The 22,947-nt window shown below is 60.3% G+C and carries 16 protein-coding genes; 7 read left to right on the forward strand and 9 right to left on the reverse strand.

From position 1 onward, the window contains the following. Positions 1 to 88: 88 nt before the first annotated feature. The 3 genes from HU764_RS13095 to galE all read left to right on the forward strand — a co-directional run bounded on the left by HU764_RS13095 (position 89) and on the right by galE (position 5,298). Positions 89 to 1,615, forward strand: a complete 1,527-nt coding sequence (locus HU764_RS13095; RefSeq protein WP_186676824.1) for an O-antigen ligase family protein — start codon at positions 89 to 91, stop codon at positions 1,613 to 1,615. Beyond that, entirely contained in the window at positions 1,615 to 4,221 is a 2,607-nt protein-coding gene (locus tag HU764_RS13100; protein WP_420876190.1) for a cellulase family glycosylhydrolase, read from the forward strand. The genes HU764_RS13095 and HU764_RS13100 overlap by 1 nt, the downstream gene beginning before the upstream one ends. 108 nt (positions 4,222 to 4,329) lie before the next feature. Further along, on the forward strand, positions 4,330 to 5,298 hold the full coding sequence (gene galE, locus HU764_RS13105) for a UDP-glucose 4-epimerase GalE (protein ID WP_186702597.1): 969 nt from the start codon (positions 4,330 to 4,332) through the stop codon (positions 5,296 to 5,298). A 135-nt stretch (positions 5,299 to 5,433) separates the two neighbouring features. Here galE and HU764_RS13110 read toward each other — a convergent pair whose 3' ends face one another. From HU764_RS13110 to HU764_RS13140, 7 genes are all read right to left on the reverse strand, one after another. Then, entirely contained in the window at positions 5,434 to 6,240 is an 807-nt protein-coding gene (locus HU764_RS13110) for a CpsD/CapB family tyrosine-protein kinase (RefSeq protein WP_186676819.1), read from the reverse strand. A gap of 11 nt (positions 6,241 to 6,251) precedes the next feature. Further along, positions 6,252 to 7,811, reverse strand: coding sequence for a GumC family protein (locus HU764_RS13115; protein WP_099454019.1), 1,560 nt, complete (start codon positions 7,809 to 7,811; stop codon positions 6,252 to 6,254). 20 nt (positions 7,812 to 7,831) lie between these two features. After that, the gene (locus HU764_RS13120; protein ID WP_085273383.1) at positions 7,832 to 8,947 is read right to left on the reverse strand and encodes a hypothetical protein; all 1,116 of its coding nucleotides are present in this window, start codon (positions 8,945 to 8,947) and stop codon (positions 7,832 to 7,834) included. Positions 8,948 to 8,970: 23 nt separating this feature from the next. Next, positions 8,971 to 9,528: a polysaccharide biosynthesis/export family protein gene (locus tag HU764_RS13125; protein WP_186702598.1), complete on the reverse strand. Its 558-nt coding sequence runs from the start codon at positions 9,526 to 9,528 to the stop codon at positions 8,971 to 8,973. 348 nt (positions 9,529 to 9,876) lie between these two features. After that, on the reverse strand, positions 9,877 to 10,053 hold the full coding sequence (gene eppA / locus HU764_RS13130) for an EPS-associated small membrane protein EppA (protein ID WP_077068395.1): 177 nt from the start codon (positions 10,051 to 10,053) through the stop codon (positions 9,877 to 9,879). Between the two features lie 409 nt (positions 10,054 to 10,462). Then, positions 10,463 to 11,581: a glycosyltransferase 61 family protein gene (locus tag HU764_RS13135; protein ID WP_186676817.1), complete on the reverse strand. Its 1,119-nt coding sequence runs from the start codon at positions 11,579 to 11,581 to the stop codon at positions 10,463 to 10,465. Positions 11,582 to 11,624: 43 nt separating this feature from the next. Continuing rightward, positions 11,625 to 12,779 (reverse strand): GNAT family protein, encoded by a 1,155-nt coding sequence (locus tag HU764_RS13140; RefSeq protein ID WP_186676816.1) that lies wholly within the window; start codon positions 12,777 to 12,779, stop codon positions 11,625 to 11,627. Between the two features lie 502 nt (positions 12,780 to 13,281). Here HU764_RS13140 and HU764_RS13145 point away from each other — a divergent pair. From HU764_RS13145 to HU764_RS13155, 3 genes are all read left to right on the forward strand, one after another. After that, entirely contained in the window at positions 13,282 to 16,938 is a 3,657-nt protein-coding gene (locus tag HU764_RS13145) for a leucine-rich repeat domain-containing protein (RefSeq protein WP_225935646.1), read from the forward strand. Positions 16,939 to 17,162: 224 nt separating this feature from the next. After that, complete coding sequence (locus tag HU764_RS13150) at positions 17,163 to 18,782, forward strand: NADP-dependent glyceraldehyde-3-phosphate dehydrogenase (RefSeq protein WP_027596757.1); 1,620 nt, start codon at positions 17,163 to 17,165, stop codon at positions 18,780 to 18,782. 109 nt (positions 18,783 to 18,891) lie between these two features. After that, positions 18,892 to 19,359, forward strand: coding sequence for a VOC family protein (locus HU764_RS13155; protein ID WP_186702599.1), 468 nt, complete (start codon positions 18,892 to 18,894; stop codon positions 19,357 to 19,359). A 132-nt stretch (positions 19,360 to 19,491) separates the two neighbouring features. On the opposite strand, the gene HU764_RS13160 is transcribed toward HU764_RS13155, so the two are convergent. Further along, positions 19,492 to 19,725, reverse strand: a complete 234-nt coding sequence (locus HU764_RS13160) for an RHS repeat-associated core domain-containing protein (RefSeq protein WP_225935647.1) — start codon at positions 19,723 to 19,725, stop codon at positions 19,492 to 19,494. 302 nt (positions 19,726 to 20,027) lie between these two features. On the opposite strand from HU764_RS13160, the gene HU764_RS13165 reads away from it, so the two are divergent. After that, a complete protein-coding gene (locus HU764_RS13165; protein WP_186702600.1) occupies positions 20,028 to 21,209 on the forward strand; it encodes a hypothetical protein in 1,182 nt (393 codons plus the stop codon). A 121-nt stretch (positions 21,210 to 21,330) separates the two neighbouring features. Here HU764_RS13165 and ilvA read toward each other — a convergent pair whose 3' ends face one another. Next, positions 21,331 to 22,893 carry a threonine ammonia-lyase, biosynthetic gene (gene ilvA, locus HU764_RS13170; protein ID WP_027596754.1) on the reverse strand — a complete coding sequence of 521 codons (1,563 nt, stop codon included), beginning with the start codon at positions 22,891 to 22,893 and terminating at the stop codon, positions 21,331 to 21,333. Between the last annotated feature and the right edge of the window lie 54 nt (positions 22,894 to 22,947).

Genomic DNA, 22,947 nt, shown 5'->3' on the forward strand with positions numbered 1-22,947 from the left:
AATCTCTGACTGATTGGCTAAAAGTCACTATAGTTTCAATTAGCCATGATGCTAGCCGTGCCCACCAAGGGAAAGGTGTCCTTAGCCAATGCCTGAACATTTTCGTGCGTTGATCGTCATTCTGTTTCTGGCAGGCGTCGTTTTTGTCATGGCGCGCCGCCCGGCGACAGACCTCATCCCCTACAGCGACTTCAAGCGCCGGCGTAACCTGTGGTTCGTCCTGACGCTGGTGGCCTTCGCCTCCCACAGCTTCTGGGTGTACGTGGCCGCTGCCGGGCTGATCATGTACATCGCCGGGCGGCGCGAACGCAATGCCATGGCGCTGTTTTTCATGTTGCTGTTCCTGATTCCGCCGGCCTCGGTGCAAATACCTGGGTTTGGCGTGGTCAACTACCTGGTCGACCTCAACCATGTTCGCCTGCTGACGCTGTGCGTGCTGCTGCCGGCGGCGCTGGCCCTGAGCAGGCAAAGCGATACCCTGCGCTTCGGCCGCACCTGGCCCGACAAGCTGCTGGCGGCCAGCCTGGTGCTGATGAGTGTGCTGTACCTGCGTGAAACCACCCTGACCGACACCTTGCGCCAGGCGCTCTACCTGTATGTCGATGTGTTCTTGCCCTACTACGTCGCCAGCCGAGGGCTCAAGGAGATCAGTGATTTCAAGGACGCCATGCTGGCATTCGTACTGGCATCCTTCGTCCTGGCACTGATCGGCTTTGCCGAGTTCGTCCGCCACTGGCTGCTGTACAACGCCCTGATCGATGCCATGGGCGTGCAGTGGAGCATGTCCAGCTACCTGAGCCGTGGTGGCTCGCTACGGGCCAGCGCCACCACCGGGCAGGCAATTGCGCTGGGCTACGTGATGAGTGTGGCCATCGGCCTGTACCTGTTCGTCCAGGGCTATGTGCGCAGCCAGCTGCAGCGGGTGCTCGGCGCCCTGCTGCTGGCTGCCGGGCTTTTCGCGCCGTTGTCCCGCGGCCCCTGGATTGGCGCTGTGGTTATCGTCGTGGTGTTCATTGCCATGGGCAAAGGCGCCATCAAGCGCCTGACTGTGCTTGCCCTTGCCGGCGTACTGGCTCTGCCGCTGCTGACTGTGCTGCCTGGGGGCGACAAGGTGCTGGACCTGTTGCCTTTCATCGGCAATATCGAAAAAGAGAACATCACCTACCGGGAACGCTTGATCGACAACTCCTGGATCGTGATCCAACGTAACCCCTTGTTCGGTTCGTTCGACTTCCGTAACACCCCTGAAATGCAGTCGATGATTCAGGGGGAAGGCATTATCGACATCGTCAACACCTACGTCAGCCTGGCCCTGCGGGTCGGGTTGGTTGGGCTCGCGCTGTTCGTGGCATTTTTCGTCACCGTGTTGCTGGGCATCCGCAAGGCCATGCGCGCGTTCCCCGACAAGGATGACGAGCAACGGCAACTGGGCCGGGCGCTGTTGGCGACGCTGGTGGGGATCCTGGTGATCATCTTCACCGTCAGCAGCATCACTATCATCCCCACCGTGTACTGGTCGGTCGCAGGGCTTGGGGTGGCCTACATACAGCGGGTGCGCAGGCTCCGTTCCAGCCAGGCCAGCGACCTTCCCGCTGCCGGCCTTCAAATCAGGTGATGCCCATGAGCCGTTTCCCCTTGCGCCCCTTCATGCGGGTATCCCTGTTCGTTGGCCTGGCCGTCATGTCCCAGGCTGGCTGGGCCTCCGGGTGGGTCGTCAGCGTCGAAGAGCAAAACGGCCTGCCCAGCGTGACACGCGGTGGCGGGCAGGTGATGAAAGCCAAGTTCGACTTCTGGGCGGCTAACTGGAGCTGGACTGGCTTCTACACTGCCATGAAGGTCAATGCGCCCTACAGCTACACCCTGCAGGGCAAGAACAAGCAGTTGGACTTCGACCTGACGGCGGATATCCGCAAGCCGCAAACACAAACCTTGACCTGGGCGTTCGACCTGACCGCACACAGCAGGCAGACCAACGTGATGGGCGGCGGCATCGTTTTCCAGTTCGACCCGGCCCTGTTCAACGGGGAGATGGGCGCCCCCGTGCTGTTGCCCGACAACCGGGGCTGGTCCTGGGGCAAGGATGCGCAAGGCAGGCGCATCGAGATGCGCTTCGAACCTGCACTGGCGAAGGTATACTTCGAGCCCGGCAGCAATGCCGAGATCCGCGCATTCTTCTACAAAGACCCCATCAGCGCCGGCCAGCAGCAGATCAAGGCGACATTGAACGTGACGGGCGATATCGAGCTGGGCCCAACCCCCACCGAGCGCTTTGGCCTGCAAGACCCCGCGCAGTGGCCCGACGACCAGCTTGACTGGCAAACCTCGCCGGTCGACCTGTCTTTTCTCAACGCTCCCGAGAAACCGGCAGGCAAGCGCGGCTTTGTAAAGGCCTCCGGCGAGCAACTGGCGTTCGAGGACAACACCCCCGTGCGTTTCTGGGGCACTAACCTGTCTGCGTACTCGCTGTTCAAGACGCCAGACGAGGAAATCATCAAACAGGCCAAACGCCTGTCGGCACTGGGTTTCAACCTCGTCCGGCTGCACCACCACGACTCCCCATGGGTCAGCCCGAACGTGTTTGGCGACGGCACCTTGATTCGCGATACCCAGCAGCTCAATGCCGAGTCGCTGCGCAAGATCGACCTGTGGGTCAAAAGCCTCAAGGACGAGGGCATCTACGTCTGGCTCGACATGCACGTACAGCGCGCCCTCACCGCCAATGACAACATCGATGACTTCAAGGAGCTGGCCAAGGGCGAGCCCAGGGTCGACCTTAAAGGCTACGCCTATGTGAACAAGAGCATTCAACAGGCCATGAAACGCTTTATTGAGCAGTACATGACCCATGTGAACCCCTACACCGGCCTAGCCTACAAAGACGACCCGGCCATTGCTGCGGTTTTGATCACCAACGAAAACGACATCACCCAGCACTACGGCAACGCCCTGATGCCGGACAAAAAAGTCCCCGCACATACCAAGCTTTACCAGGAGCAGGCAGACGCCTTCGCCAAGCACAATGACCTGCCTGCAGACCGCACCTGGCGCGCCTGGGAACATGGCCCGTCGAAGCTCTTCTTGAATGATCTGGAACGCCGTTTCGATGTCGAAATGATTACGCACCTGCGCAGTCTGGGGGTCAAGGTACCCATTGCCACCACCAGCACCTGGGGCGGCAATGGCCTGAGCGCGCTGCCCGCGCTGACCTCGGGCGATGTGATCGATGCGCACAGCTACGGCGCCATCGGCCAGCTCGAGAAGAACCCGCTGACCAGCGACGGGATGATCAACTGGATTGCCGCGGCCCAGGTCGTCGGCCTGCCCCTGACGGTCACCGAATGGAACGCTGAACCCTTCCCCCTGCCCGACCGCCATTCGCTGCCCCTGTATGTGGCGGGCACGGCCAGCCACCAAGGCTGGGACGCCATGATGCAATATGCCTATAGTCAGCAGGCCTTCAACAGCGGTTGGCGCACGGCAGACAACTGGCACGCGTACAACGACCCGGCCATGCTGGCCACGCTCCCCGCGGCTGCCCTGCTCTACCGCCGTGCGGACGTGCAGCAAGCCACCACCCGTTACGTCTTCGCGCCAACACCCGCCACCTTGTTCAACCAAGACATCACGCCGCGCAACTCGCTGCTGCTGCGCACCGCCATGGAAAAAGGCAGGCTGCAGATCGCCATGCCGCAGACGCCGGAGTTGCCCTGGTTGAAACCCAGCGTCATCCCGACCGATGCCCAAGTGCTGCGTGACCCTGCCCAATCGTTGCTGCCCCCTGACGCCAGCGAGTCGGTAACCGATACCGGGGAGCTCAAGCGCAACTGGCAACAAGGCCTCTACACTATCGATACCCCCCTGACCCAGGCGGCGACCGGCTGGCTGGGCGGTCGAACCCTCAACCTTGGGCAGGTCGAGGTACAGGCAAAGACGCCTTATGCCAGTGTCGTCGTGCAGAGCCTAGATGCCAAACCGCTGGGCCAGGCTCGCAGCCTGCTGATCTCACTGGGCACCCGGGCTGTGCCCAAGGTCGACGACAAGACACCGTTCAATGTCGAGCCCTTCGAAGGCACCCTGGCCATCCAGGCGGCGGGCGGTCTGAAACTGTTCGCGCGCGATGCACACGCGCAGCTCAAGGAATTGCCAGTGGCGTACCAGAACGGGCGCTATGTGATCACGTTCGATGGCCAGTACATGTCCAACTGGCTGTTCTTGAAATAGGGCATTTGGCCATCTACAGTCTCAAGAGACCTGTAGCTGATACTCCCACCTGTTCGATTCAGGGACGACCCGCGGCGTCTGTACAACAGCAGAGTCCTGGAGGCACGGATGAAGTTTCTGGTTGTCGGTGGCGCAGGTTATATCGGCTCGCACATGGTCAAGCACTTGCTGGCCGCGGGTCATGATGTGGTGGTGGCGGACCTTGTGTCGCCAGGGCCTGGGGTGCAATGGGCCAAGCTCGACATTGCCGACGAGCCGGCGCTGGATGTGCTGTTCGCCGAGTGCCACTTCGATGCAGTCTTTCACTTCGCATCGTTCATTCAGGTGGGCGAGTCGGTTGGCGCCCCTGGCAAGTACTACCAGAACAACGTAGCGGCCACCCTGACATTGCTGCAGGCGATGGTGAATGCGGGCATCAAGCGGCTGGTGTTTTCCTCCAGCGCAGCCGTTTACGGCAACCCGCTGTATGTGCCCATTGACGAGGCGCATGGCAAGGCACCGATCAACCCCTACGGGCTCAGCAAGTGGATGGTCGAGCAAATTCTCGAGGACTTCGACCGTGCTTACGGGCTGAAGTCGGTGTGCCTGCGCTACTTTAACGCCGCAGGGGCTGACCCTGACGGGGAGCTGGGCGAGCGCCATGAGCCGGAAACTCACCTGATACCGTTGATCCTCCAGGCGGCCGCTGGCAGGCGTGAGGCGGTCACGGTGTTTGGCCGGGATTACGACACCGCCGATGGCACCTGTATTCGTGATTATGTGCATGTCGCCGACCTGGCTTCGGCACATGCGCTGGCAGTGGACTACCTGGTCGCTGGCGGCCCCAGCACGGCGTTCAACCTGGGCAATGGCCTGGGCTTTTCAGTGCAACAAGTGATCGATACCGCCCGCACAGTGACGGGCCGGCAGATCCACACACTCGATGCACCCCGCCGCGCGGGTGACCCGCCCAGGTTGGTGGCGGATGCAGGCAAGGCGATGAATGTGTTGGGCTGGAGGCCAGCGTATGCATCGCTGGAGCAGATCGTGGCGCACGCCTGGGGGTGGGAGTTGCAGTACCCGTGGCCTCGGCCGTAATCATGCGGCTATTCACTATTGGGTGTAGGAGCAGCCTTGTGCTGCGAAGAGCCCGGTGAAAACACAGCGAATCTTCGCTGCTGTCACCGGCCTCTTCGCAGCACAAGGCTGCTCCTGCATCCCGATAGTGAATAATCAGTAATAGGTGCGCGGCTTCTCATCCGCCTTGTTCAACACCGTACCAATCAGGTTGACCGTCGCCAGGTGGTGCAGGCATTCCTCGATCTCTTGCTTGCTGTTCATGCCGTTGCCCACGACCAACAACACACAGTCGAACTTGGGCATCACGGTGATTGCATCGTCTGAGCTCAACAGCGGCGGCAAATCGAAAATGCAGATGCGCGACTCATAGCGGCTGCGCAAGTCGCTGATCAGGTTGTTCACCCGCGGGGACGACAGCATTTCGGTAGACATCGGAATAGGCACCCGCGTTGGCAGCACGACAAAACGCGGCAACGTGGGGTTGACCAACACCTCTTCGAGCCCGGCCTGGTCAGACAACAACTCGTTGAGGGCCTTTTCCATCGGCAAGCCCAGGCTGCTGCCGACCTTGGGGCGACGCAGGTCGAAGTCCACCAACAGCGCTGTCTTGGTCGTGTGGTGCGCGATACTCATGGCCAGGTTGATCGCCAGCACCGTCTTGCCCGCCTCGGGTGTTGGCGAGGTGATGGCCAAGGTGCGCCAGCCGTTTTCCTCCATCGCCTGCAGCACCTGCGTGCGCAACAGGTCGATCGGCCCACTCATGTTCGAGTTCTTGTTGAACGCGACAATCCGATTGCGCTCAAGGTGCTCCGCACGCAACGGCACCACCTTGGTCTTCACGTAATCGAATTGCCCTGGCACTTCTGGAGGCTCCGCCCCTTGGGCGGTTTGCGGTGCCTGGGCAGCACCTGGAGAAACTTGATGAATACCATTGCCAACTACCGGCTTGATCCTGTCCATCACTGCTTTCCCTATTCAAACCGCGCCATAGCCTTGAACAGCAACACATCCAACGGCATGTAGAACACGTGCACCAGCACTACCATCATAGCAATCAGCACAAGCACCGCCAGGATCAGCAGGTTGCGCCAGCGTTTACGCTTTGCCAGTTCCGCCTGGGTGGTGATGAAGGGCACCGTCACCAGCACACGCTTGCCCAACACGCTCTCTAGCGCCCCTACACCCCGTACCCGTTGATTGAGCATTTCCAGCAGCATCACCAACGCGCCACCGCCTGCCGGTGCCAGCACCAGGCCCAGGGCGGCGATTTTCTTGCGGTTGGGTTTGATCGGCTTTTCGGGCAGCAGCGGTGGCTCCAGCAGCACAAAACGCTCTGCCTTGTTTTCCTGTTCCAGGCTTTCGGTAATTTTCGCGCCCATTTCCTTGGCACGGATTTCTTCGTACTTCTTGCGCGCGTTGTCGTGGTCGCGCATCAAGGTGACCAGGCCACGCTCCACTTGCGGGGCTTCAAGAATCTCCGCCTCGTAGCCTTCCATCTTCTTCACCAACTCACGCTTTTGCTCCGCCAGTGAGGTGATGCGCTCCTGAGCCGCGCCAATCCGCGCACGCACCCGCGCCACATCGAGGCTGACCGACGACGCAGCCTTGCTGCCGCCGCCGCTGGCTTGCAGGGCATCGATCTTGCGCTTGACCGCAACCACGTCCGGGTGCGCGTCCTTGTATTTGGTCAGCAGCCGGGCGTACTCGGCCTTGAGGCTGGGCAGGTCTTGTGGCTGGTCGGCACTGGACGGCCGGGTACCGTCAGCCTTGGTGGTCAAGCCGGCATTGGCCGCCGACAGTTCAAGCTCCAGGTAACGCAGTTCTTCTTGCGCGGTCTTGTAATCGCGGTCGACCTCCCTGAATTCGAGCTCCGAACGCGACAGCATGCTCATGCGCAGCGACTGGTGCTCAGGCAAGGCATTGGCGTGGGCTTGCTTGAAGTCCGCCAGCTGGTTTTCCAGGCTGGCAAGCTCGGCACCCAGCTTGTTGGCTTCCTGGGTTAGGAATTCGGTGGTTTCGTTGGCGCGCTCGGTGCGCTGCTTGAGGTTTTCGTTGAGGAACAGCGTCACCAGTTCGTTGGCGACATCCTTGGCCACCTGGGCTTGCTTGTGCTCGAAGGACACATTGAATGCGACCGTGGCCTCACCCCGCCCTCTGACGAACGTGCTGAGGGTAGCGACCACAATGGCATTGCGCATCTGGTCGATCTTGTCGCTTTCGCTGAGCCGCTTGTCAGCGAACAGGCTGTACTTGTCGATGATCCGCAGCAGGTTCTCGCGGGTCATGACGCGCTGGCGAATAACCTCGATGCGCTCATCGGCAAAGCTGTTGTTGTTCGCCGATACCAGCTCGGGGGAAATCTGTTGCGACTCCACCAGAATGGTCCCGGTGGACTGATAGATCGGTGGCACGCTGACCGCGACCACCACGGTCGCGGCAAGAATGACTACGATACTGATCCCTAATAACAGGGCCCTATCCTTGATGATGGCGATGTAATCTTTAAGGGAAAGCTCGTAGTCAGACTTCATAAAGGCCACCAGGCTGAAGTTCAGAGGTCGGGGTACCTATACGTCAACGTCAAACCAACAATTGTTGCATCCGCAGTGGGTGCATCGTCCTGCCGCCGCTCCTTGTACATCAACGATAGGCGCAGATCCCAAAAAGGCGAAAATTCCCGGCTGGCCCAGACACTGTACATTTGCAGTGTGTTGGGGGTTTGCCCTTTGCTGTCTTGCCAGGTGGCATCGGCGCCGACGCGGGTCAGCTCGTTGACCGCGTAACTGTAGATACCGCGCACCATGTCGAGCTCGGCAAAACCACCCTCCGCGCTGGCGACCGTGCTGCGTTCGGCACTCAAGCTGAGGTCGGAACGCACGCCGGTATACAGCAGCGAAGCCCCGCCCTCCCCGCGCCGACCACCTTCAGAGCCGGACACCTGGTTGACGCCAACGTGCGCATCGGCACTCAGGCGCTCCGAGAACTGATACTTCACCCCAACTGCAGGGGTATAGCTGTTAGAGGCGGTCGCAGTAAGGTCCTGTTCGGGCTCATAGCGCCTCACCCCAAACCGGGTATACACATCGGCCCGCTCGTTCCAGGCGTAGGTCCAGGTTGTCACGTTGCCAAGCTCGTTGTAGCCAGTCAGCGTGTTGATGTCGTAACGCGCTCGGCTGTACTTGGTTTCGTTGGACAATGTGCTGCGCGCGGTGATGGCGCTGCTCCAATTACCCGCCAGCGTATACAGCTTCTGCGTGCCGTCGGTGGTCACCACGCCGGTGTCCTGGACAATGCCAGACAACGTGGAGCTTTCGTTGTACTGGGCCACCAGGCCAAAACGCCCTTTCTCGGTGTCGCGTTGCCAGCCCAGGCTTACATTGGGGTCTTCGCGGTCGTCGACGATGTCCGTGTCTGAAGAGCGCAACACGTGCATGCCAAGACCCAACCGTAATTCGTCGCGGTCGAAGGTACCGACAAGGGTGTAGTCGGGCGCAATGATGGTGCGCGTCACTCCCTTTTCTTCAGACGACAGCAACAACGGGTTGCTGTCGTATTCGACCGAGGTCGGTACCACCACCGATGACTGCCAATTTGCTGCCTGGACCGCGTCCGTAAACGGCAAGACCATGATTGCCGTTGCAATGCTAGTTGTTCTAAGAAGAGGCATTAAGTGTTCTTATTAAGGCAAGATCAAGGAACGACCAGCGTATCGCCAGCCTGAAGTTGAATGTTGGTGGACATGTCACGCCCGGAAACCAGGTCCCTATATCTCACGGGCAGAATCCGTTGGGAAGCCCCCTGGCCGCGAACCACCTTGATGTCGCTTTCGTCAGCGAATTTGTCCAAACCACCCGACATGCTCAAGGCCTGCAATACGGCCGTGGGCCCCGCCATTTGTACGGGCCCTGGCTTGATCACTTTGCCCTGCACGTACACAAGGTTGCCGGCGATGCTTTTGACGACAACGCTGACGTTCGGATCGGGGAGGAATTTTTCGAGTTTGGCAGCGACCTGTTTTTCAACGGCCGTGACATCAAGGCCAGCGACATCGATCCGCCCTGCCAAGGGGAAGGTGATACTGCCATCGGGTAGCACGGTGGCTTCTTGACGCAGGCTCTCCTCTTGCCAGACGGACACCATTACAACATCGCCAGGGCTGAGCCGATAAGCTGCGCTATTTTCGACCGCGTTGCCGCTACCAGACCACAGCATCAGCACGCAAAAAGCGGAACACAATGAACGTACCATGAGGGTCCCTCCGGCCTACTGGCCTGACAAAGAGCACTGAATGAGAACGGCACACCAACTCTCGCTCCACTTCGCAACCGCACTGCCTGCTGCGATGGCCTCAACCTTCCTGGAGGCCCTGTACCTTGACACCTCGACACCCTGCCTGACCCGCCCGCTGCGACACCCTACGGCTAATGGCGATGAGTCGCCACTGGAATATAGCAACAGTTGGAAAATTGACAAGCTGTCAGCGGCTGCGAAGCCATCAACAACAAACCTCAGACGTCAATTTACCGACAGCTCAAAAAAAGCCCCGTAATTGATCAACTGTTAAAGCCCCCTATTACCCTTGCCAGGCGAGAACGTTTAAATCTTTCTTCTGTTGGCAACGGCAACAAAACCGATCACTGCAAAGGCGAAGAACCACCCTGCCGTTGCGACAGGAATGACACTGTTTTGATTGACATAAGAATCAGCAGCGCGTGCAGCGCCACTTAAAAGCACCAACAAGAAGATTGATTTAATGAACAGTGTCGAGCGCATAACCCCCTCCTATAAAGAGGATAATAAAAATATTTATTGGTGGGTTTAGCGGGAGACTTCCTCGCTGTTGATTTGAGCTTATGGGCACAATGACACTACGTCAATGATCCGACACCATAATAAAATTCAATGAGCAAGGGGTGGCTTCGTCAAAATGCCGTCACACATAAACTGCAGGCGTTTCTCGGTACTGCCAGAGTATGGGCAATTAAGTGTAAGGCGCTGATATGGCAAACATTTCAATGATAGTAGCCGCACAGGCGACCCCGGCGGCTGGCGCGATTGTGATAGCTGATCAATCGAAGACGTGAAGGAGGCAAGCCCTTGCGTTTCATCGCTGAGAAACCAAATGCTAATGGTTGGCCTTACGAACGAAATCTGGCGCTTTTAGCTGAGGCTTAACAGGTTGCTACACCGGCATCAAATCCAGGGTGCGCTCAACCTCATCGATGTCAATCCTGAACCCATCGCCTTCCGGCATGCCCACCACAAAGCCAAAGTGCTGCTGGTCGCGGTCTGTCAGGTATTTGTAGTAACTGACAAAACGGTTCGGTGGCTGCAACGTCAATACTGAGCCGCCGGCCTGCAGCACGTTCACGCCGTGAACCAGCTGGCTGCCTTCGACCCCAGCCACCACCCTGGCGCCGGCGCACGCCGCGATAATGCTCGGCACGTCGGTTTTCAGCGGGTCGACAATGCGAAAGCCCCTGTGCGTGCGCAGGTGCTCTGCTACGGCCATTTCATTACGCAGGAAGCGCAAGTCGCCGTCGCCACCACGCAATATGAATACACCGGGGTGTGGTTCGTGGGGCACATGCGACAGCAGCTTTTCGCCCATGGCCCGGTAGCGCAAGTGGCGGCTTTGGTTGTTGCTCTGGTCGTCGAACAGCACCAGCTCACGGAAAAACGCGCTGCGCAAACGAAGGGGCTTCATGCCCAGCCAGTCTTCATAAGCCGGCGCCTGGGTAAACAGTGGGTAGCGCGCAGAGGGCGCAGTGGTCACCGGCACGCCCTCGTTGCAGGCCAGGGCATAGGTGACGCAGTCTTCCATCAACCAGGTGCCAAACCAGGAGTTGCCATTTTGCGTGCAGTAGATGGCCGCGCGCTCGATCTCGTGCTCCACCACAACCCGCGGGAAGGTGCTCGGTTTCAAGGATAACCAGTGGCTGGCCTTGCCTTTGTAGAGCGCGCCATCGACCAACCACACGTCCTTGATCAGGTACCCACGGGTAGGGCCCTGCGCCACGCTGAGCCCACCTTCCATCGTGCGGGCGGGATGCACGTAGGGGTAGAAGCGCTTTGCCTCCCACCCCGTCACCCGCTCCAACTGATTGGGCAAATAGAAGGCGGGCGGGGAAACCGTTGTTTCACCAGGCGCGATATCCCAGCTTTTTGACGCGATGCTTTTCAGGTCGATGGAAGAATTACGTGCAAGCCGCTTTCGCGCCATGTATTTGTATGCGGCGAGGGTCCACTTATGCCGTTTACCGGCAGACGGTGCGCTGAATTTGGAGATATCGCTGCCCATGAAGTGCTCCCCGGAGTGGCGTGGTCACAAGCCTTAGAACGACTCAGTTGGATGTGATCCTTTCCATCGTCGGCGGCGACTGTAAATTGGCGTAACGCGTGCGTAAGGTCTCGATAAACGACTCGCCCGAACGTTTGTCACCATAGAGATAAATCTTGTGCAGGCCGCCAAAGACCATCTCGTGGTACCGGCTGGCGACCTCTTCATCGCTCGGCCCGTCCGGTAGGCCCAGGTGCAGTGTCAATTTGTCGCCTTCAACCGCGAACATTGGCGTTTCCCAAAGAAATTTCGCCGTCCCGGTCTTGGGCAGCCGCACGAACAGGTAGGCGTGGTTGCCCAACGAATCAATGTCGCCACCGCGCCGTCTTTTCCACTTCAGCAAACCGTCATCCGGCCGCGCCAGGCACAGGCCAATGTCGTAATAATCGAAGCCATGTTGCAACGCCCACTCCAGCGCCATGAAGGTGGTGATGGAGTTCACCTCACGCAGTTTTTTCGCATCTGAAAACACCGCTTCGCTATAACCAAAACGCAGGGTGCTCCAGTAGCGCTTGCCACCGCGCGTGACTTCACAACCCAGGTGGCAACCGATCACTTCGTCGCCCAAGGTGATGAGGTCCAGGCGCCCGACGCTCTTGGCAATGCGGAACACATCGTCCGTGGGAAACTGCGCAGCATGAATACCCTGCCTGGCCGTGGCATAGGGGCGCAGCAACTGGCTGTCAGCCATTGCGATTTCTTCATCCGACAGCGTCTGCCTCATCTGATAAAGCGGCCGGTTCTTGCGAATGCTACGGCGCAACTCGCTGTCGTAGCGGGCGGTAATGTCATCCAGCGTTCGCCCCAGTGGTACCACGGCACTCAGGTAGTGCGGCACGGACAACGCCCCTGTGGTGGGTATTTCACTCACCACCACCACATGGTTCGACGCGTCTGGCTCTGCACTGCTGCCGGCAACCGGAGCGTTGCCCGCAGCCTTGCCACCAATCAGCAGCTTGGCCATCTCGCGCTGCTGCTTGCGCCCGATGTAGAGGATTTCGTAGGGGCTTTCCTGCTGCAGCCTGAACCTGGCGACCTCCCACCGCCAGACACAGGCTCGGCCAAGCACTTCACGGACTTGGCTGGCAAGCAGCCTGATCTCGTAGCGCGTCGAAGGAGAGATGAGTCTTCGTGCCACCGCTGCCAAGTGCTGTTTCATTCTTCTTCGACGTCCTTTGATGTTGTCTATGGGCAGATCAGAACAAGATCATATTTAGCTGTAATAAACACACCCAACGCACTGATATACAAAAGATTACTATCGAAACTTCACTCTCACATTCAGTAACAATTTAAGATGCCAGGCAACGGTTTGGCAAGCGGCACTCTGACAGCATGCCAATCTATTTTATGACGTCAAAATTCTCTTTTTATTTTGATGATCGTGTGACGCTAACACATGACGCCTGTTGAGTTGCAGGCAATACCGGGTTACCACCTGGTTATTAATCAATACCGTTTGATGCTCTCTCCTCATAAAGGAGCATCGACATGCCATCCCTTTCAACGCTTGAACCGCATCAAACACTGCTGGAAACACAGCTGCCCACCTGGGCACACCAAATAGCCCGCCTCAATGGCACAGCTTGAGGCAAAGTCAACTAACGGCCTATTACACGCAGGCCTGGTTTGCAAATGCCGCGCCTGATCTTCGTCAGGCCGTGCACCGTAGCCAGTCGCGCCTACTGCGCTCGCAAAGCACCTTGGCCCGCACCCTTGAGGGGCTTGAGCAGATCACTGCGTTCGCTGAGCCCCGGCTGACGGCACGCCTTGCCGAACTCGGCTGCAGCGCGCCACTTCGTGCTACCGAACTGCTTCGAGTAGAAAGCACCTGGCATTGGGCAGGCATGCGTTACCTGAACAGTCATCGTCGTGACACGCTGCTGCAGGCCGCGCTGCAGAACTTCGCCGATGACGAACACTTCAGCGCCCAAAGCGCCATTGCCCTGAGCCCCGACATCCAAGTCACAACCGTCCAGTTACAAGGCACTGTGGTACTGGGCCCGCAAACATCTCCGGCGCATTTTCCTCTGGTCTCGGAACGGTACGAAGTGGAGCGACTACCGCTGACACCCGCTGCCTTTGCCACGCTGTGCCGTTCGCTGGACTTGGGGCAGCAGTACCAAGACCATCTGGAGCAGCATTTCGCCAAGCCCCCTGTACGCGAGCAGGCCATGGCCGTGTACAAGGACAGGCTGCGCCTGGCGGCCGACCTGGCTTACCTACGGCATGTGCTCACCGGCACCGCGCGCGACCAAGTCGACCTGTTTCTGCAGGGCAACGAGATGCCTTGCTGGCAACTGGCACTGTTCGGTATCACCTTGCATGAGGTGATGCTGATCGACACCGGCATCACCGGGCTGCTGCTCTATTTGCCAGGCCACGACCAGGCCCTGCGTCAATGCGCCGACCTTGAGGCTGTACACGAGGCACTGGCGGCCCTGCTGCTGGAACCCACCGACCGGCAGACGTTCATGGCGTACGTGGAGCAGGGTCAGCAGCAGCACTTTCTCGACTTGCTGCACCAAAACCTTGACGCCTCAGGCGCTTCTGACGACGACAAGGCATGGCAGCGGGCCCCTGAGGCGGATTTGCGCCCCACTCGGCTGGCAATCACCGAGGAACCCTTTGCTTATTATCAGGCGCTGCACCTTGACCGCCTCAAACGCGAAGCTCGCCAGCTGGCGGTGCCGACTGCCGAAGCCGACGCTACGGCCCGGGCAAACCGCCTGCAAGCGTGGGAAGACCTCGGCATGGACGCGCTCAACCTGGCCGGCTTCTTCATCCCCGCCGTGGGCACGCTGATGCTGGCGGTGACGGCATGCCAACTGCTTGGCGAAGTGTACGAAGGCTATGAGGCCTGGCATCAGGGTGACCGCCACCTGGCATTGCGTCACTTGGAGGCGGTCGGCCTGAACCTGGCCATGATCGGGGGCCTGGTAGTCGCTGGCCACGTGGTGCCGAAGTTGTTCAAAAGCCCACTGCTGGAAAGCCTGCAGGAAGTTCGCAAGCCCGATGGGCGCTACCGGCTCTGGCAGCCAGATCTCAGGCCCTACCGCAGTAGCCAGGCATTGCCGGAAAACCTGCACGCCAATGCTCAAGGCCAGTACCTGCACGATGGCCGGTATTTCATTCGCATGGATGGCCACCTCTACGAGCAGCGCCTGGACACGCAGACACAGCAGTGGCGGCTTGTGCACCCACACGCGCAGGACGCTTGGCAGCCACCTCTGGAACACAATCAACAGGGTGCCTGGCGCGCCAGCCATGAACAGCCATCACAGTGGTCCTTCGCAATACTGGCTCGCCGTTTGGGGGAAAGCTACGCCGCGTTCACACCCGAACAACTTGAGCTGGCTGGCCGCATTTGTGGGACCGATGCCGCGTACCTGCGCCGCGTGCACCTCGAAGGGCAGCCGCCACCGGCTTTGCTGCTCGACACCCTGCAACGTATGGCCGCGCAAGAGAAGGTGGTTGCGCTGGGCAGCGACGCGCCGGGCAACCTGTTCGAACGGTTGTATAACGGCGATGCGCCCATCGAACCGGCAACACGCACGTTGCTGGAAGCCTACCCTCGCCTGTCGGCTGTACTCGGCAGGCGTCTACTGGCGCCACTGAGCGCCGCGCAATCCCTCGCCTGGGAAAACGACGCGGTGTTACCTGCCTGGCTACGTCAGCAAGTTGAACACACGCAAAGCGAACTGCCTCTGGTACGTGCCGTGGAAGGCGTGCTCGTTCCCGCTCGGGCCGATGCCGATAGCGAACGCCTGCTGTTCAGTGCCCTCGATGGCTTGCCCGACTGGCCGCGCGATGTGCGCCTGGAGCTACGTGCGGGTAGCCCCGAAGGCCCTCTGCTTGAACATATCGGCAGCAACTCAGCAGGCCGCGTCTGCCGGGTGATCAAAAGTGCAGAAGGCTATGAAGCTGACCTGGGGCAACGCCCTGCCCCCGCCACGCGCGACATGGACCTGTGCCGCGCTGTAGAGCAGGCACTGCCGCAAGTCCAGCGCAACGCGCTAGCGATCCTCCAGGCCGACGGGCGTACGTTACGCCAGCGCGTCCTGGCTTGGGTCAACGACAACCGAGATGACCTTGCACAACGGCTGTGGGGGCCTCGCGCCAGGCGTCGCGCCCGCCCAGTCCAACTGCGTGGAGGTCGCCCACTCGACCCGCAACCCCCGCACCCACGCCACACAGGTTCACTGGCCGGCGCCTATCGCCGCCTGTACCCCGATGCCACTGATTCGGAGATCGAGGATGTACTTGGCAACGACCCTGAAGACAATGACCTTCGCTCACCGACACAAAGGCTGCGCGACCTGCAACAACGCCTGGATACGCTGCGCCGCAACCTGCAGCAATGGGCCCGCCCCGACCCCCAGCGCCTGCACCAACGCCAGCGGGCGATCCGCCCAATCATCAACGCTTGGCGGCGCCTGTCGAGCGTGCCACTTGCAGGCGGGGGGCGGATTGCCAGCCTCGACCTTTCCGGCCTCGAACTGGAAAACCAGGACCTGGCCAGCCTGGCCCTGCCGGATGACTTCACCCATGTGGAGCATGTATCGCTGCACAGCAACCCAGCACTCAGCCAGCTCCCTGCCGAATTCTTGGAGCGCTTCCCCAAACTGAAACGCTTGTTGTTGTCCAATTGCCGTTTCGACGCCCTGCCCCGTGTGACCAACCCCGATCGATTGACCTGGCTTGATCTGGACAACAACCGCATCACTTGGGATAACCGCAACCAGGTAGCGCTGAACCGGTGTGCCGGGCTTATCGTGCTGGACCTGTCGGGCAACCCGCTGCTGGAGGCGCCAGACCTGAACGGGCTTGACCACTTGAAAACCCTGTTTCTGTCCGAGTGTGGCCTGTCCGAGCTGCCCCTAGGCCTGAACGTCGTTGCCGAGCCTCTCGTCCTGGACCTGTCTGGCAACCAGTTTCAGCGGTTGCCAGCGGGCTTCAACCTCCCCGGCCCGTCCGCCGAAGCCCTGTGCCTGGAAAGCGAGTGGCTGAGCGAAGGCATGCTTGCCCAGGTCGATGCTTACAATGCCGCCCATGAAGTCGATTTGCTGGTGTGTGAGGGGGACTATGCAGAGTTCTTCGAGGGGACGGGCCCGGAACAGGCCGCGCTGTGGCAGCGCTTGCCAATTCAGTACCGCCGCGACCTCAGGCCGTTGCTTGAAAACGATTTTTTCATAACCCGCCCGCAACAAGCCCGCACGGAGTTCTGGCGGCGCCTGGCAGCCATCGATGCTGACCTGGTGCTACGCCAGGCGTGGTTGACGCACCCGCCCTATAATCTGTTCCGCCTTCCCCTGTAGCGAGCGGCGAAAAATCGCCTGTTACCCAGGTGACAGGCGCTGCCTACGCGGATGCGCTAGCCAGCCTTGCAACTCGGCGGCCGGCATCGGCCGCCCAGTTTTGCATCGGCGCAGTGCAGGCAATGTTGAGCCAGACTGGTGTTTTTCCTGTGACCGGTGCATGCTCGAAGCTGAAGCGTTTCACCTGGCACGAACTCCGCTCAGATATGTGAGGTGCAGTACCCATGGACCGTCTGCTCGATTCACTTTTCCCGACCGCCGAGAACATCCCCGACACCTGGCGCCTGGAAGCCCCCCTGGAACAACGCGACTACTTGGTGAACGGCCAGCTCAGGCGCTGGGACGGCCCTCTGGCCACGGTGCGCAGCCCGGTCTGGCTGAAGGAAGCCGACGGCGAGCGCCAGGTCATTCTCGGCAGTGCCCCGCTGCTTGACGCCGACACCGCCCTCACCGCGCTCGACGCTGCCGTGCAGGCCTACGACAAGGGCCGTGGCGCCTGGCCGACGATGCGCGTTGCCGAACGCATACAGCACGTCGAACGCTTCCTTGCGCGCATGCGCGAGCAGCGCCAGGCCGTGGTCAAGTTGCTGATGTGGGAGATCGGCAAGAACCTCAAGGATTCGGAAAAAGAGTTCGACCGCACCTGCGATTACATCGTCGACACCATCAATGCGCTCAAGGACCTCGATCGCCGCTCCAGCCGCTTCGAGCTTGAACAGGGCACCCTCGGCCAGATCCGCCGTGCCCCCTTGGGCGTTGCATTGTGCATGGGCCCCTACAACTACCCCCTGAACGAAACGTTCACCACGTTGATCCCGGCACTGATCATGGGCAACACCGTGGTGTTCAAGCCGGCCAAGTTTGGCGTATTACTGATCCGCCCGTTGCTCGAAGCCTTCCGCGACAGCTTCCCACCGGGGGTGATCAACGTCATTTATGGCCGCGGCCGCGAAACTGTCAGCGCCCTGATGGCCAGCGGCCTGGTCGATGTGTTCGCCTTCATCGGCACCCACAAGGCCGCCAGCGACCTGAAAAAACTGCACCCGCGCCCGCACCGCTTACGCGCAGCCTTGGGCCTGGACGCCAAGAACCCCGGCATCGTGCTACCCCAGGTCGACCTGGACAACGCGGTCGAAGAGGCCGTGACGGGTGCGCTGTCATTCAACGGCCAGCGCTGCACGGCGCTGAAGGTACTGTTCGTCCACGAAGACGTGGTCGACGCCTTCCTGGAAAAGTTCCAGCGCAAACTGGCCGCGCTCAAACCTGGCATGCCATGGGAACCCGGTGTGGCGCTAACGCCATTGCCGGAACCGGGCAAGGTCGACTACCTCGATGGCCTAGTAGCCGATGCCACGGCCAAGGGCGCTCGGGTCATCAACGAAGGCGGTGGGCAAAGCCGCGGTTCGTTCTTCTACCCCGCCCTGCTGTACCCGGTGAGCCATGACATGCGCGTGTACCACGAGGAGCAGTTCGGCCCAGTGGTGCCAGTGGTGCCCTATCGCGACCTGGAAACCGTCATTGACTACGTGCTCGACTCCGACTACGGCCAGCAACTGAGCCTGTTCGGCAACGACCCAGCGACCATCGGCAGCCTGGTGGACACCTTTGCCAACCAGGTCGGCCGTATCAATATCAACGCACAGTGCCAGCGCGGGCCAGACACCTACCCATTCAACGGCCGCAAGAACAGTGCCGAAGGCACCTTGTCGGTGCATGACGCCCTGCGCGTGTTCTCGATCCGTACGTTGGTGGCGACCAAGTTCCAGGAGGCCAACAAAACGCTGATCAGCGAGATCATCCGCAATCGCCAATCGAGTTTCCTGACCACCGATTACATCTTCTAACGGCCGCCGTTATAGAAAATCGGTCTAGCGCCGCTGTCGATTTTCCATCTGTGCAAACGACTCTAAGCAAAAGGGCGCCAACCGGCGCCCGTTTCAAAGGAGAGCGAACATGGCAGCCAAACCCATCCCCGAAGGCCAGCACAGCATCACCCCCTACTTGGGCATCAACGACGCCGCCAAGGCCATCGAGTTCTACAAGAAAGCCTTTGGCGCGGTCGAGATGTTCCGCCTCGACGCCCCGGGCGGTAGCGTGGGGCATGCTGAATTGAAAATCGGCGATTCGTCGCTGATGCTCGGCGACCCCTGCGACATGGAAGGTGGCCTGACCGCCAGCCAGAAACTCGCGGGCGCGGCTGTAGGCCTGCACTTGTATGTCGAAGACTGCGACAAGGTCTATGCCCAGGCCCTGGCATGCGGCGCCACCCAGCTGCGCGAAGTGACGGACCAGTTCTATGGCGACCGCAGCGGCACCCTCAAGGACCCGTTCGGCAATATCTGGTTCGTCTCGACCCACAAGGAAGACCTCAGCCCTGAAGAGATTCGCGCCCGCGCCGCGCAGATGTTCAGTGGTAACTGAGCGGCGCGTTTTGTACCCGCTCTAATTGGGCGCGCCTCGGCCTTGTGATGCGCCTGCGGGAAACATCCGGCGGAGGGCCTTTTGCCCTCACCGGATACAGGCGAACAGGCCACGATGAAGTGTCCCGACGGATCAACGCTGTTCATTGGGTCTTTCTGGCGGTATGCATGCATTCCTCCCCCCTTTGCCAAAAGGGCTAAGCCCGTCGGGGCTTGTAAACCGCATAATCTGAGGGCTGTAGTTTCGGTAGCCGTTGCCCAGTGGATAACGTTCCGTCACCCGGTCCGAGCGTTCACCGTTGTAAGCCTGTAAAAGATTTACAGATGGCCAAATCCCCCCGTAAGCAAGTATTGCTGTTCTTTTCATTTGGCCATGCGCCCATCATAGCGTTCGTTTATCGTCAAATCGGAACATCGCAAACGTCTCCGATTAGCTCCTTTGCTTAGGCCGCATGCTGAAGCGTCACCCGCTCATTTTCAACTCGTAGAATTGACAGTACCCAAATCTGAAGCTAAGCGGCACTGAACTGCTACTGGCTTGTTGCGAGGCACTCTGGCCAAAGGAAGATCCACCGCAACGCCAGCCAGGCTAGCAAACATGACTCAACTGGTTGAAAGCGGCTCAACTTTGCTTGAAGCTTGAGGCTCGTAGCTTGGAGCTGCCCCTTAATGCGAATCATCGATAAGACCGCCGCGCAGGTCCGCAGCCTGACCCCCGCTGAAGAAGAGCTCCTGGTCGGTTTCAACACAGGCACGCTCGCTGGCCCTCGCCTGCTGCAAGCCAACCAGTTACTGATGAAGGTGCGTAACGCCAACCAATGGTTGGCCTGCGACTGCCGCAAGGACGCCCTGCCGGTGCTGAACGTGACCCTCAACGGCAACACCGGCACGCTGTTCCTGAAAAACAACCCAGGCACTGCCGAGCATGCGCCTGGTTGCCCGTTCACCAAGGACGAGCGTGAAGCCGCAGAACGCGAAGACGACCCCGTCCCCCCTGCGGCCTGGCTGCCACCCGATACGCCTTTGCGACTTATCGGTGACTTTCGCCCGGCCCAGGACAGCAGTGGCAGTGAGGGCACTGACCGGCGCGAACAACAACGGCTGTTGTCGCTGCTGCTGACCTGGATCGAGATCAGTGGCTTGAACCTCTACGCCACCCACCTGAAAAAAGACCTCACCGGGCAGTTTGCCGAGCTGCGCAGCGTCGCCAGCCGCTACCCGTTGCTGGAGCGGGTACCGGCCAGCAACTACCTGGAAACCCGGCTGGACATGAAGCACATGATGATGCTCAAGGCCCGTCTGCGCGAGGCGACGGTGTTCGGCAATCATCGTCGGCATGGCCTGATGCTGGACTGCGTCGACCAGATCAAAGGGCGCAAGCTGTTCAATAGCCGCAGCGAGGACGGGTTCGACTTCCAGGGCCACCACCTGTATTGGGGAGGCAGCCGTGCAGCCGGGCCGCTCTTGGCGTTGGCGCTGTATTCGCCTGCTAGTGCTGGCAGCCACTTTTACGAACTGATCCATGTCGCCAGCGTGCCCGTGCTGTCACGCGCTCACCTGTTCCCGGTGTACCGCGATGAAGAGCGTGAGCCACTCAAGGCGTTGGTGTCGCTGATCGACTGGATGGCCAGCAAAGGCGTGAAGGTCCAGATGCGTCGACCGGTGATCGGCGGGCAGGTGATGGATGAGCTGGTGCTGACCTCTGATCAGGACCGGGTGCTTTCGGTGTCGCTGCTGGAGCAGCCGATTGGCCCGGAGCCGGATGCCGAGAACTTCAAGCGCTATGCCGACTTCAAGAGCCTGGAAACCTTCCGCAAGTATGTGGCGGGCTTCTTTATGCGTGAGCGCTAAGCACCCCAGCGCTACGCGCAACCTGTAGGAGCAGCCTTACGCTGCGAAGAGGCCAGTGAACATAACCAAGATCAAGGGTGCTGTCGCCGGCCTCTTCGCAGCACAAGGCTGCTCCTACAGATCAACCCAGAAACAGCTTGTACGCTGGGTTTTCGGTCTCATCCCAATAACGGTAGCCCATCTCATCCAGCGTCTGCGGCAACGTCGCCAGCTCATCCCCTGGCACTTCCAGCGCAGCAAATACCCGCGCCTCCGCTGCACCATGGTTACGGTAATGGAACAGGCTGATGTTCCAGCGTTTGCCCAACCGCTCCAGGAACCCCAACAGCGCCCCAGGCCGCTCCGGGAATTCGAAGCGCAGCACACGCTCATCCGCTCCCGGCGCCGCATGCCCGCCCACGGTGTGGCGTACATGCAGCTTGGCCAGTTCGTTGTCGGTCAGGTCTAGCACGCTGTAACCCTGCTCGGCGAGGTTGGTCAGCAGGTTTTCCCGAGGGTCGTGCAGCGGGTGCGTCTGCACCCCGACAAACAAACGCGCTTCCTTGCCCGGGTAATAGCGGTAGTTGAACTCGGTGATCTGGCGTTTACCCAGTGCCTGGCAAAATGCGCGGAAACTGCCTGGCTGCTCAGGGATGGTCACGGCGATGATCGCCTCGCGCTGCTCACCCAGCTCGGCCCGCTCCGCCACATGGCGCAGGCGGTCGAAATTGACGTTGGCCCCGGAGTCGATCGCCACCAGGGTTTGGCCCTGCACGCCTTCGCGGGCCACGTATTTCTTGATGCCGGCCACGGCCAGGGCACCGGAAGGTTCAGTGATCGAGCGGGTGTCGTCGTAGATGTCCTTGATGGCTGCGCACAGTTCGTCGCTGTTGACGGTGATCACTTCATCGACGAAGTGCCGGCACAGCTCGAAGCAGTGCGCCCCCACCTGCGCAACCGCCACGCCATCGGCAAAGGTGCCGACTTGCGGCAGGATCACTCGCTCGCCCGCGGCCAAGGCAGCCTGCAGGCAGTTGGAGTCTTCCGGCTCGACGCCGATCACCTTGACCTCGGGCCGCAGGTATTTTACGTAGGCCGCAATGCCCGCCACCAACCCACCACCGCCCACCGGGACGAAGATCGCATCCAGTGCACCTGGGCGCTGGCGCAGGATCTCCATGGCCACGGTGCCTTGGCCGGCGATCACGTCCGGGTCATCGAACGGCGGCACGAAGGTAGCACCTTCGCTGTCGGCCAATTGCAGGGCGTGGGCCAGTGCATGGGGGAAGCTCTCACCGTGCAGCACCACATGGCCACCGCGCGAGCGCACCCCTTCCACTTTCAACGAGGGCGTGGTGGTTGGCATGACGATGGTGGCTTTCAGCCCCAGGTGCGAAGCCGCCAGCGCCACGCCTTGGGCATGGTTGCCGGCCGACGCGGTGATCACCCCGCGCTCGCGCTGGGCGGGGGTCAGCCGTGACAGGCGGGTGTAGGCACCGCGGATCTTGAACGAGAAGGTGGGTTGCAGGTCTTCACGCTTGAGCAACACTTGGTTGCCCAGGCTAGCGGACAGTGCTGGCGCTGCCTGCAGCGGCGTTTCGATGGCCAGGTCGTACACGGGTGCAGCGAGAATACGCCGTACCTGTTCCGACAGCAGTTGCTGTGGCGTGACAGGGGTACGCAGGTTGGCGCTGAAGCTGGTCATCGATGACTCCTTGGCTATTTTCACGTTGTCCAGGAGTCAGAGAGTAAAAACCCG

The organism is Pseudomonas kermanshahensis (assembly GCF_014269205.2).
GTDB classification, from domain to species: domain Bacteria; phylum Pseudomonadota; class Gammaproteobacteria; order Pseudomonadales; family Pseudomonadaceae; genus Aquipseudomonas; species Aquipseudomonas kermanshahensis.